The following is a 12,505-nucleotide window of genomic DNA, read 5'->3' on the forward strand; positions in this document are numbered from 1 at the left end:
TGGTATGTTCAGTAGGAGATAGACCTACCGGGATAAAAGTCGGAGTCCCGTAGCTTGGGTAGCAACATGTAGGGAAACCAAAGTGTTGAAGCCTACCGACAACGTTATCGTAGGATAATGGCGAATTACCAGGCCGTAGCGAAAGCGAACACATAGGTGGCCTCGAAGCTAAATACTGAAGGCTGAGCCCACGGAAACAGGGTGAAGGCAAAATAGATAGCTGAAATCCGAATGATACAGCATATCTACTTCAGCGGGGTGGTAGTGGCAGCATGGTAATGAGGACATACCAAGCAACTGGAGAAACCCTCCTCATCCCAAGGAGAAATACCTTGGAGCGGTAGGTTCTATAACTGGAAAACAGGAAATGAACTGAAGATGAAAGGGTGGCGGATGGGTGTGTAGTAGTGAAGAAATGAGGTAACGCTCATGGAGCAAAGGCACCCTACTAGTAGGAATCTTTAACAAAAGGGAGGTAAAGGTAAAATGATAAAAATGCCAATAAAACTACAAGACCTGAGAAGAAAGATATATACCAAAGCGAAAGCAGAACCGGAATGGCGATTCTGGGGAATCTATGTTCACGTCTGCAAGATGGAGACACTAGAAGAAGCATATAAGCTAACAAAGAAGAGTAATGGGGCACCAGGAATAGACGGGGTGACATTTGAATCGATAGAGGCAGAAGGCTTAGAAAAGTATCTTCAACAAATAAGACACGAACTAATAACCAAGACCTATAGCCAAAATAGGAACCGGAGGAAGGAAATACCAAAAGCTGGGGGAAAACACAGAGCATTGAACATACCCTGCATCCGGGACAGAATAGTGCAAACAGCACTAAAGCTAATAATTGAACCAATATTTGAATCTGACTTTCAGGACGGATCATATGGATATAGACCTAAGAGAAAGGCGCATGAAGCAATAAACAGGGTAGCGAAAGCAGCAATCAAAGGCAATACAAAAGTTATTGATGTAGATCTGAAATCCTACTTTGACAATGTGCGACATCACATTCTTATGGAAAAGATTTCTAAAAGAGTAAATGATAAAGAAATCATGCACCTGATCAAGCTAGTACTCAAAGTAGGAGGGAAACGAGGAATAGCGCAAGGATCAACACTTTCACCACTATTAAGCAATATATACCTCAATGAGGTAGATAAAATGCTAGAGAAGGCAAAAGAGGTGAATAAAGAAGGAAAATATCGACATATAGAATACGAAGATGGGCAGATGATCTAGTGATACTGATAGATGGACACCAGAAATGGGAATGGCTCGAGAAATCAGTATACAAAAGGTTACAAGAAGAATTAGCAAATCTAAAAGTAGAAGTAAATAAAGAAAAGACAAAAGTAATCAACCTAAAAGAAGGAGAGACTTTCAGCTTTCTAGGATTTGATTTTCGAGAGAAGATCACAAAACAAAGAAAGTGGAGGGTGCAAACAACACCGCAGATGAAAACACGAACAAACCTACTTCAGAAGTTGAAGGAAGTATTTCGGTGTTACAAATCGCAACCAATATGGAAAGTGATTCAAATCATCAATCCAATATTGAGAGGGTGGACAAACTACTTTAGGATAGGAAACTCAAGTCGAAGCTTCAACTACGTAAAACAATGGGTAGAGAAGAAAGTAAGACGCAACTTAATGAAAGCCAGAAAAGCAAAGGGATTTGGCTGGGAGAGGTGGAGTAGCGAATGGATATACGAAACACTAGGTCTATATAAAGACTATAGATTAAGATATTATGTTCCGAAAGCAGCCCCAGTACAATATGTTATAAACTTTGGTAAAGAATCTACTAGGAAAGCGTAGTGCGGGAAAACTGCATGCTGCGTTTGACGAGGCGGGAGCTGGAAACGTAAATATGGGAATTTTGGATTGAGGCCCAACATGAAAATAATGGATCAGCCACCAAACCCTAAAGAGGCGCGCCAGTTCTCGACCCTACCTCTTTGTTATCAAGAAGAGATAGGAGGCATACTTTTCCTTGGTAATGATAAACTTTCTGATCAGCTATGGAACTTGGAATACACACCAATTTTGGAAAGATTTAATATCAGCTATGAATATGAAGCAAAGAATCTTACTGATCAAAAGGTTGCGAAAGCTAATTTAACGGAATATCACGTTAGTTGCAAAAATGATAGAAGTTCAGGAAAAGAAGATTCAATACACGAATTAGAAAATTACATTTTAGTGTTTTACCCAGGAGTACTGAAGTGGCATGAACATCGACATTTGCACAGAAGTTGGAAAAATAGTCAAGTAATATCTCTGATAAGTTAAGTACTTATATTTAGATCCTCATATATTATATTAATAATAGGTTAAAATGTATGAAATAAAAAGAAAAGGACTTGCTTTCTCATGCCAAAAAGGACATGACTTGAATAGCGGCAGGTAAATATAAGAAATTTGTCTGGCGCTAGAAAAGCTAATTTTGTGAGGTAAGTATGAAGTTTAGCAAGAGTAAGTTTTTTAAAGAAGTATCAAGTAAAAACATTAATAAAAGAAATGAAGAAGGAGAGACGATCTTGCATCAAGCAGTAGAAATCTCTGATTACAAAACAGTGAGATTATTAATAAAAAAAGGATCAGAGGTAAATGCAAGAGATAAAAAGGGTTATACACCACTACACTGTGCAGTATTTGCGAAAAGCTTAGAAAATGTAAAAGTGCTGCTAAGAGAAGGAGCGGAAGTAAATGCCACTCAATATGTCACTGGATGTACGCCACTACACTCTGCGTGCAAAATAGGAGGAGCAGGAGTTGAAATAATAAAAGAGCTAGTAAAAGCAGGAGCTGAGGTTAATCAACTGAATAAATATGGTGCAACACCAATGTATTACATTTGGGAAAGTGAAAAGTATTCTCTGTGTGATAGTAAAGAAAGTGAAAAGGCGAGCAAATTTCTGAGAGAAAAAGGTGGAATAACAAAAAGCAGAGAACTGACGTGCTATGGAATAGAGAGGCTAGTGGGAGAAATAGCAGACATGTTGAATGGGAGCTATATGCCGGAGCTAAAAATAATAGAGATAGGAGAAATAAGGAAGAAAGATAAATCACTAATAAAGGAAGAATGTAAAAATTTAGCAAGCAAAATAATGAGCCAAGTAAGTGAAATGATAGATGAGGTGGTGAAAAGGAGGGCTTAAAGAAGGGGTTTAAATTCAGAGAAAAGGTGAGGTAGGTCATGAGTAAAAAAGGAAAAGAGGAGTCACTATTAGAGAACTCATTTAAAAATATTTATGCAAGAGACAGAATAGCTCTGCATTACGCGGTAGACGCAAAAACAGTGAAGTTATTAGTTGAAAAAGGAGCGAATGTGAATGTAGCAGATGCGGAAGGATATACAGCACTGCATCTAGCGGTAACCGAGAAACGCCTAGAAATCGTGAGGGAATTGATAAAATCAGGAGCAGACGTAAATGCTGAGGAATATGGAAATAAATGCATACCTCTACACCTTGCGTGCATGGTAGGTGAAAAAGAAATAGTGGAGGAGCTAGTGAAAGCTGGAGGAGAAATAGAGCAAGCGGATAAATTTGGAATGACAGCGATGGATTATGCAAAAAATAGCAAAAAGATAACCGAGGTATTAAAGAAAGAAACAGACAGAATTGAAAAGTTATTTATGAAAGGCTAAAAATATGGAGGAAGAAATAGAAAAGAAAGTAATGAATTTAGAGAAAAAACCTTTGGGTGAACTGAGAAAAATATGGAAGAAGGTATATGGGGAAGAGGCGCCTAGATACTCAAAGAAATATCTGATACCGAGATTAGCTTATAGAATGCAGGAAAAAGCATATGGAGAAATGTCAAGAAAAGGAGCAAAAAGACTAGAGTATCTGGCAGATCGCCTAGAGAAGGGAAAAAGAATAAGTAGTGACAAACTTCCAGTAGCAGGAACAGAGCTAATATTAGAGAGAGGAGAAGAGATGCATGCAGTAATGGTAACAGATAAGGGTTTAATCTACAGAGAAGAATTTTTTACGTCATTGCCAGCAGTAGCCGGAAAAATAATGGGAATGAGTTACAACGGCCCTTTATTATTTGGAATGCGTAAAAAAAATGGAAGTTGAAAATGCTAAAAGAAGTAAGATGTGCAATATATACGAGAAAGTCAAATGAGGATGGACTAGAACAAAAGTTTAACAGTCTTGATGCGCAACGAGTAGCATGTGAAAAGTATATAAAGAGCAAAGAAGGCTGGGTAGCATTGGCAAAAAAGTACGATGATGGAGGATATTCAGGAAAAAATTTAGAAAGACCAGCGATAAAGGAATTATTTGAAGATGTCAGAGGAGGAGAGATAGACTGTGTAGTAGTATATACACTAGATAGATTATCAAGAGAAACAAAAGACAGCATAGAAGTAACGTCATTTTTTAGAAGGCACCGAGTAAATTTTGTAGCAGTAACACAGATATTTGACAATAATACGCCAATGGGAAAATTCGTACAGACAGTATTATCAGGAGCAGCACAACTAGAAAGAGAGATGATAGTAGAGAGAGTAAAAAATAAAATAGCAACATCAAAAGAACAAGGTTTATGGATGGGAGGAACTTTACCGCTTGGGTATGATGTAAAAGATAAGGAATTAATAATAAATGAAAAAGAAGCAAAAACAGTGCAGCATATATTTGAAAGATATTTGGAGCTGAAGTCAATGGCAGAGTTGGCAAGAGAGTTAAACAGGGAAGGATACCGAACAAAAGCAAAAACGGATATCTTTAAAAAAGCAACGGTGAGAAGAATAATAACAAATCCAATATATGTGGGAAAGATAAGACATTATGACAAACAGTATGAGGGAAAGCATGAAGCAATAATAGAAGAGGAAAAGTGGAAAAAAGCACAAGAATTGATAAGTAATCAACCGTATCGAGGAGTAAAATATGAGGAAGCGCTACTAAAGGGAATAATTAAATGTAAGAGCTGTGATGTAAATATGACGCTGACATACTCAAAAAAAGAGAATAAGAGATATCGATATTACGTATGCAACAATCATTTAAGGGGAAAGGGTTGTGAATCAGGAAGCCGAAATGTAATAGCAGGAGAAGTAGAAAAAGAAGTAATGAAGAAAGCAGAGCAGCTATATGAAAATGGGAAAGAAAAGACCGAAGAAAAATGGAAAAATCTAAGTTTTGGAAAACAGAAAGAAGTAGTGAAAAGGTTAATAAAAACAGTATTAGTGAAAGAAGATGGAATAGAGGTGTGTTCAGACGATAAGGTGGAATTTATACCAATAAAAAAGAAAGGAAACAAATGTACAGTAGTAGAGCCAGAAGCAAAAACAAACAATGCGCTACTGAAAGCAGTGGTAAGAGCCCATTCCTGGAAACGTCAACTGGAGGCAGGAAAATATGGAAGTGTGAAAGAGCTGAGTGCCAAAATTAATATAGGTACAAGACGTATACAGCAAATTTTGAGGCTGAATTATTTAGCACCAAAGATTAAAGAAGACATAGTAAATGGGAGGCAGCCAAGGAGTTTGAAGTTAGCTGACTTGAGGGAAATACCGATGCTGTGGAGTGAGCAAAGGGAGAAATTTTATGGATTAGCGGCGTAATTATACCATTTATAAAAACAACAAAAGGAGAGAAACTATGAAAACACCAAAACTATTGAAAGGTATTGCTGAGAAATAAGAAAGGTAGCCAAATTGCTGCTACTGCAGTTGATATAGAGGAATCAAAGAACAAACTAATACTGAAAAAGTTACAGAAATCGACACTCAGTTGTGTAAAAATATCAACAAAAATAATGACGATCTTAATATGATTCAATCTACATGTGAAACGAGCAAAAAAAGCCCAGAACTTCTCAATAGAAACGCAAATGACAGCACCTCTTTAGCTGTATGTTTTGATAGCGATGCAACAGACAAAAAAACAATCCATAAAAGACAAGCAATCTTAGCTGGTTTTGTTGGTACAGCGTTATTAGTGAGTAGTGTTGCGTTGTATAGCTCTTTTTAAAAATAACCCGAACAGATCATAATACTCTATTGGCCTATATATAGACATAAACACATATCTTATCTCATTCGGAGTATTACAAGAAAGGGTATACTGCAAAGTTAAAAAGAATAAGAAAAATTTGATAGAAGTAGCATCTAGACTATATATCACAATCAGGATATTGTGGAGGAGCTTCTCCTTGCTTTTTAGTGATTTTTGGATATCTTTTTCCAATTTCCGCTTCAATGACACCACAACATTCTACTAAGAACTCCCAATTATCACCATAATCAAAAAGAAATAGCATTTTTTTGTTAAGTTGAAAATTTTATATATGTAAGATTTTTTTACACTTTTTTCATTATCATTAACTGGATCACCAAAATCATAAAATAACGTATACGCCTCTGAGCTTTCGTGAATATCTTTTATGTTATCATAAAAACCAAACGCATGATCAAACTCAAAGTCAAAAGCATCAACAATCTCTTTTGCAAAAGTATAGAGACTAGTTCTACCTTTCAATGCCATTTCACGATAGATTTTTTTATTTAGGGAGAGCTTAAATAGGTATACTTTTTCTTTATTATCCACCTAATTTACCTTTGACTTACATTAAATTAACCAATACCAAAAAATAATGCAAGTCAAATATAACCTTGCTCACATATCTTACCCTGTTCGGATTATTACAAGAAATGTATGCTTTAGAAAAAAGCTTAACTGAACTCTCTTACAGCACATACTTACTTTTAATGACCAATAATATGGTTGGTGCTAGAAATAGGCGTTCTTAGGCCTTCAAGATAACTGTTTACTTTCAGCGAGTCATCCAAATCATGCTCTATTTTTTGTGTTTTTATCTCGAATTTAAATCCTAATTTTTCGCAGAATTTTTGAAAATATTCTTTAATAACATCAAACAAGTTTCTACCTTCCTCTTTATAATTTTTTAGTTCATTAGGAATAGTAAGTAATAATTTGCCATCTTTATAGGTTACACCATCTTTACCATCTTGAGACTCAAGTACAAATTCAAGTGAAGTCGATAGATCGCATATTTTTTCTCCTGGATTATCAAATTTGGCTACAGGTATTTCCATATCAGACTTTACTCTTATATTATTATGGCCAGTGTAATCAATATTTATTACTTTATCAGGGTCTCGAAGTGTTAATTGATAATTACTCAGTGCAGAGTGATACTCAACAAATATACCTGCTAAGTATCCTGCTTGATTACAATTAGTAACTAGTTCTTCTAAGATAAGGTCAGTTGGAACTTCTGCTTCAGCATATTTAAACATTTCCTTAAAAACTTCTTTTACAAATGGGCGGTAGTTCTTATTGTCATCTCCTACTTTTAGTAATAAATCCATGTGCTCTCTTCCAGCATTGTAAAATCTCTCGAAATCTTTCCTATATGAGTTGGTTTTCTGATAATCAGGAATTTTAAGATTTTTACAATGACTTTCCCATAATTCACTTAACGCATTATATGCAAGCTCTTTTTCAAGATCTTTTAGAACTGAATTAACAAAATCCCTACCATGATCTGTGTCTATTTCTCTTTGTTTTTTTCTTGCGGTTTCAGTACTATATATATCACCACTGTTAAAAAGATTGCTTTTGCGACATTTAGCTCCTTCCATTAATGCAGAGGTTAAAACTGTATCTATAATTTTTCCATTAATAACAAAATTCATTCTTGAAACATCCAAATACATTGTTTCACCAGAGTTTGCTGATTTATTGCTCTTACCAGCCTTTAATTTACTAAAACCAAATTCTTTAATTTTAGCCTTTAATGTAACTATTGGATTTGCTTTTGTCATACTCCCCCTTTACTAAAGCCTTCAAAATTGATTGTACCATAGGAATTGTTAATAGATTATTGAAGATATATGAGTCTAACAATGGCTTTGTACTACCTGTATAATAAATACGCTAAGGCTAAAATTTAGCTGTAGAAGTAATAATGCAACTTTATCGCATTTCATTTTACTATAACTTGACTATAGAAAAAATCTTATTTTGATTACTACGAGTAGTTCTATAAACCAAATTAATTGTAAAAAAGAGCGAGTGATTTGTGTAGAGGGGAGTGTTAAATAAACTGTGTCAAACCGAAAAAAAAGTAATAAGTTGATATAAAAAAATGGAGGTTTGACAATGAGTCAGAAAGTAGTAAACAGAACTACCGGTTTGGTAGATTATAAAGAATTAGAAACAAATATCCTGTCGTCTATACGAGAAGGAAGACCGTTGACAGGAAGAGATGGAGCATTAACACCGTTTATAAAAAAGTTGCTGGAGGTAAGCCTGGAAGGTGAAATATAAAACCACTTATCGGCTGAAAGCGAAGAGAATAATCGAAGAAATGGGAGGAATGCAAAGACTTTACGTACAAGCGCAGGGTCATTTGAGCTTTTGACGCCAAGAGATAGGGAAGGAAGTTTCGAACCACAAATAGTCAAAAAAAGGCAAACAAACTTACATCCAGAGCTTGAAACGAAGATTTTGAGCACATTTGCCAGTGGTATGGGCTATAGAGATATAGTGTCACATGTTGAGGAAATTTATGATCACAAAATATCGGCGGCAGAGATATCAAGTATTACTGACAAATTGCTACCAGTAATCAACGAATGGCGTAGTCGCCCGCTGCAGTCTGTATATCCGATAGTTTTCATGGATGGCATGTTTTTTAAAGTCAAAGAGGACGGGCATTGCGTAAGTAAATGCATGTATAACATATTAGGCATAGATCAAAATGGCAAAAAAGAAGTATTAGGTTTTTATTTGGCTGAAAGTGAAGGAGCTAACTTCTGGTTGGGAGTGCTAAATGACCTCAAAGAAAGAGGAGTAGAAGATATCCTTATTGCCTGCGTTGATGGGCTAAAAAGCTTTTCTGCAGCTATAAACAGTGTCTTTCCTAATGCGGAAGTGCAGATGTGTATAGTGCATCAGATACGCAACTCACTGAAGTATGTGGCCGGTAAAGATGCGAAGAGTTTTTTGAGCGATTTAAAGAAGGTATATCAAGCTTCAAGCAAGGAAATTGCCGAGAATTATCTGTTAGAATTGGATGAAAAATGGGGCACAAAGTACCCTATGGTTATAAAATCTTGGCAGAATAATTGGGAAAACTTGTCTGGTTATTTTAAGTATTCTGGTCCAGTTAGGAGGATAATCTACACCACCAATCCCATAGAGGGGCTACATAGGCAAATTAGGAAATTCACTAAGACCAAAGGCTCATTTACCAGCATAAATGCCTTGTATAAGCAGGTATATTGTGCTATAAAGAAGGCAGAGGAAAAGTGCTGTACATGATTGGGCATTAACTATCTCTCAACTTGATGTTTTCTTTCCTGGCAGATTGAAAATTGAGTTGAACTAAAAATGCGGTTTGACACAGTTTATTTAACACTCCCTACAATTTCCTTAATCTATAAATTATAGTAGTTTGTATTTAAATAATAATCTTCAACTTTTATGGCAAACTAGCAATTTTCCCCCTAGAATTAGAAGCCCTTCTTAGCTCTTCACGTCCTACCCATGAATCTTTGTTCTTGTTAGACTCGCTTATTACTTCAGGACGCATTAATCCACCAGATCTAGCAAAAACACCTCGATCTATAGCTTCAATAACCGGTAAACCTCCCAATAAGCAATTTTGCCCTATTTCTTCATGACTTGCTATTTCTTCAAATAGATCTTCATCGCTCACTTCTACTCTTATCAACTTTTTATTGTTCTCATCAGGATATAATCTAACTTCTAATTCTCCTAAACTAGTATAAAAAGTTAATGCTATACTGCTACCTTCTGTAAGATCTGTGTAATTCCTTATGCCTTTTTGCGTTATAATCTCTACCTCGCTTTTACCGATCTTTATTATATCTCTTCCGTATTCTATTTCTCCTTGAGTTAGTCCTAAATCCCTTGCCCCATCTGTAATCTTCGCAACATCTATTTTGCTGTTCTCAGAATATTCTAAGTAAAAAGTAGAGTTATCTATTTTTGCATTTTTTACTTTACCATTAGTTGCACTTTTAACAATTTCCATAAACTCTAAAGTATTATTGACATATTCTTCATGAGCTTTTTTTATATTAGTTTTGTGATCTTTAAATTCTGATTCCAGTGTATCGATTACATCTATACTACTTAAGTTATGCAACATCGCTCCTTTTGATACCAATTTACATACTATACCACTAGCAACTTCTATATCATTTTCAACTTTAGAACTCTTTTTTAATGCACTAATTTTTTTCATTACACAATCTGTAAAATTATATGTATCTTGGTACATCATTTTACCTGGATGAATAAGAAAATTAAATCTTACTCCAGACTCTATAGCTTTGTTTACAACTTGTCCTAGTTTCTTCATATCTTGAGCTGCACCTACTTCACCTAAAAACATTTTCAACTTCTGCTGCTGGTTTAATATTAAATTATCCCATAAAGTTCCAGATTCAGGCGAATGTTCTTTTCTATCTAATCTTTCATAGTCAATCGCTTCCGCTTCTAACAGCAGTCTTTTTGCTTCTTCATAAGGAGCTTCACAATCACGAAAATGTCTTGAATAAAAAACGATTCTGAGATTTAGAAGAATTTCTGATTTTCCTTGATAATCACGAAGGTTCAAAATCCTTTTAAGATCTTGAGTACTCTTGTATTTACTCAAAAACCTTTTTAGTTCAGTAAAGTCTGTGAAAAAGTCTTCTGCATCAACAATACGACCAAGCTCTGTGCACAATCTTTTTTGATTGTCAGTTAAAAAGTGCATTTCAACATGGTAGTTATGATTATCAGTTGCAACTTGTAGCGGAGTTTTTTCCTGTTTATCCTTTTTACTCGAGTCAGCTCCATGCTCTAGGAAAATATTTACACTTTTCTCATCACCAATACCAGCAGCACAATGCAAAGGCGTTCTCTTCTCACTATCCTGCACATTAGGATCAGCCCCTGCTTTTATGAGAGACCCTATATTATTACACGAAGCATAATGTAATGGTGTTTTTCCTCTATCGTCCTTTTTATTAGGGTCAGCTCCAGCCTCTAAGAGTAAATTCACATATTTTTCTGCTAACTTACCATCCATACTTGATATTACATGCAATATTGTTAACCCAGATTCTCCTCTTGGAAGATTAAGGATGTATTCTAGATCGTCATCATCTTTATTCTCTCGTAAAAAATTACGTAAAATATTTTCATCACGATCACTCAAATATGAAAGATCTTTAAGAATACTTAACAATTTTTTATTCAACTCCTTTTGCTCTTGTGTTAAACCAGATACGTCAGCAAACCACGTACATAATAAATTATCAAATGTATCTCTTCTAACATTATCAATTAATGGACAACCATTACGAAACAGCAATGAATATTTAAGCAATTCATATTCATCATCCACTTGCTCCCCTGTTGTTGTTTTCTCTGCTTTTTTCGGAAGATGATTATTTTTGATTAATTCAGTTAAACGCTTGAGAGTTCTATAACTTTTATTTTCCAATAAAGGATTTGCCCCTTTTTTCATTAAAGCCTTAACTGTTTCTGCATGACCATTTTGAACAGCAAGGTATAATGGAGTCACCTTATCAGATTCACTCAACACGTTAACATTTGCCACGTTTTCTATGAGTACATTTACTATCTCTGTATGACCCATTTGAGCAGCAAAGTGTAATGGAGTATATCTATGTCCATTTATATCCACTACTTCAACAATTGCCCCTTTTTCTATGAGGGCCTTTACTACCTCTGTGTGGCCATTTTTAGCAGCAAAATGTAATGAAGTATATCCCATAATGTCCACTGCATTAACATTTACCCCTTTTTCTATGAGAGCCTTTACCATCTCTGTACGACCTATTTTAGCAGCAAAGCGTAACAGAGCACACTTATCAACTGCATTAACATCTGCCCCTTTTTCTATAAGGGCCTTTATTACTTCTGTGTGGCCATTTTTAACTGCAAGGTATAATGGAGTATAGTTATCTTCTCCCACTGTATTAACATCTGCCCCTTTTTCTATGAGGGTCTTTACTATCTCTGTATGGCCTTCTACAGCAGCGTGATGTAATGGAGTCCACTTATCTTCTCCTGCTGCATTAACAATTGCCCCTTTTTCTATGAGAGCTTTTACTATTTCTGTACGGCCATCTGCAGCAGCACAATGTAATGGAGCCCATCCGTATTGATTTGCTTTATTAACGTCAGCCTCTTTTTTTATTAGAAGCTCTGTTACCTTTGCAAGGCCATTTGCGGCAGCTATATGCAACAACGTAAGTTGACTATCTGATAATGTATAATTTACGCCACATTGATTATCCTGCCACTCTTGATATGTGTCTGGATTTTCTTTTTCTAACTTCTCTCCTATTTTTTTTATTATATTGCTCTCATTTAAATCATTGTCAGCATTTATTGAAGTTAATATGCCTAACCACTGCTCATATTCCATAATCCATACCTAAAATTATTTATTTTATAACTAGAAAA

The 12,505-nt window shown here is 35.4% G+C and carries 13 protein-coding genes and 1 pseudogene; 10 read left to right on the plus strand and 4 right to left on the minus strand.

Going from position 1 to position 12,505, the window contains the following annotated elements; genetic code table 11:
• Positions 1-486: 486 nt before the first annotated feature.
• The 9 genes from OPR44_RS02440 (at position 487) to OPR44_RS02480 (ending at position 6,001) form a co-directional block, all read left to right on the plus strand.
• Entirely contained in the window at positions 487-1,248 is a 762-nt protein-coding gene (locus tag OPR44_RS02440) for a reverse transcriptase domain-containing protein (protein ID WP_265015222.1), read from the plus strand.
• A complete protein-coding gene (locus OPR44_RS02445) occupies positions 1,248-1,826 on the plus strand; it encodes a group II intron maturase-specific domain-containing protein (RefSeq protein ID WP_265015223.1) in 579 nt (192 codons plus the stop codon). Before OPR44_RS02440 ends, OPR44_RS02445 begins: the two co-directional genes overlap by 1 nt.
• 87 nt (positions 1,827-1,913) lie before the next feature.
• A complete protein-coding gene (locus OPR44_RS02450) occupies positions 1,914-2,300 on the plus strand; it encodes a hypothetical protein (protein WP_320157103.1) in 387 nt (128 codons plus the stop codon).
• Between the two features lie 167 nt (positions 2,301-2,467).
• A complete protein-coding gene (locus tag OPR44_RS02455; protein ID WP_265015224.1) occupies positions 2,468-3,169 on the plus strand; it encodes an ankyrin repeat domain-containing protein in 702 nt (233 codons plus the stop codon).
• 38 nt (positions 3,170-3,207) lie between these two features.
• Positions 3,208-3,660: an ankyrin repeat domain-containing protein gene (locus OPR44_RS02460; protein ID WP_265015225.1), complete on the plus strand. Its 453-nt coding sequence runs from the start codon at positions 3,208-3,210 to the stop codon at positions 3,658-3,660.
• 4 nt (positions 3,661-3,664) lie between these two features.
• Positions 3,665-4,096 (plus strand): DUF2924 domain-containing protein, encoded by a 432-nt coding sequence (locus tag OPR44_RS02465; RefSeq protein ID WP_265015226.1) that lies wholly within the window; start codon positions 3,665-3,667, stop codon positions 4,094-4,096.
• Positions 4,097-4,098: 2 nt separating this feature from the next.
• Entirely contained in the window at positions 4,099-5,592 is a 1,494-nt protein-coding gene (locus tag OPR44_RS02470; protein ID WP_265015227.1) for a recombinase family protein, read from the plus strand.
• A gap of 65 nt (positions 5,593-5,657) precedes the next feature.
• Complete coding sequence (locus tag OPR44_RS02475; protein WP_265015228.1) at positions 5,658-5,804, plus strand: hypothetical protein; 147 nt, start codon at positions 5,658-5,660, stop codon at positions 5,802-5,804.
• Complete coding sequence (locus tag OPR44_RS02480) at positions 5,801-6,001, plus strand: hypothetical protein (RefSeq protein ID WP_265015229.1); 201 nt, start codon at positions 5,801-5,803, stop codon at positions 5,999-6,001. Before OPR44_RS02475 ends, OPR44_RS02480 begins: the two co-directional genes overlap by 4 nt.
• A 142-nt stretch (positions 6,002-6,143) precedes the next feature.
• Here OPR44_RS02480 and OPR44_RS08745 read toward each other — a convergent pair whose 3' ends face one another.
• From OPR44_RS08745 to OPR44_RS02490, 3 genes are all read right to left on the minus strand, one after another.
• Positions 6,144-6,290 (minus strand): hypothetical protein, encoded by a 147-nt coding sequence (locus tag OPR44_RS08745; RefSeq protein ID WP_406829272.1) that lies wholly within the window; start codon positions 6,288-6,290, stop codon positions 6,144-6,146.
• Positions 6,248-6,577, minus strand: a complete 330-nt coding sequence (locus tag OPR44_RS02485) for a hypothetical protein (protein ID WP_265015230.1) — start codon at positions 6,575-6,577, stop codon at positions 6,248-6,250. The genes OPR44_RS08745 and OPR44_RS02485 overlap by 43 nt, the downstream gene beginning before the upstream one ends.
• Positions 6,578-6,735: 158 nt before the next feature.
• Positions 6,736-7,818, minus strand: coding sequence for a hypothetical protein (locus tag OPR44_RS02490; RefSeq protein WP_265015231.1), 1,083 nt, complete (start codon positions 7,816-7,818; stop codon positions 6,736-6,738).
• 337 nt (positions 7,819-8,155) lie between these two features.
• Here OPR44_RS02490 and OPR44_RS02495 point away from each other — a divergent pair.
• A pseudogene (locus OPR44_RS02495) lies at positions 8,156-9,386 on the plus strand (IS256-like element ISWpi15 family transposase).
• Positions 9,387-9,479: 93 nt separating this feature from the next.
• On the opposite strand, the gene OPR44_RS02500 reads toward OPR44_RS02495, so the two are convergent.
• Positions 9,480-12,467, minus strand: coding sequence for an ankyrin repeat domain-containing protein (locus OPR44_RS02500; protein WP_265015232.1), 2,988 nt, complete (start codon positions 12,465-12,467; stop codon positions 9,480-9,482).
• Positions 12,468-12,505 lie beyond the last annotated feature (38 nt).

Origin of the sequence: Wolbachia endosymbiont (group B) of Camptogramma bilineatum (genome assembly GCF_947251825.1) — a bacterium.
Lineage (GTDB): Bacteria > Pseudomonadota > Alphaproteobacteria > Rickettsiales > Anaplasmataceae > Wolbachia.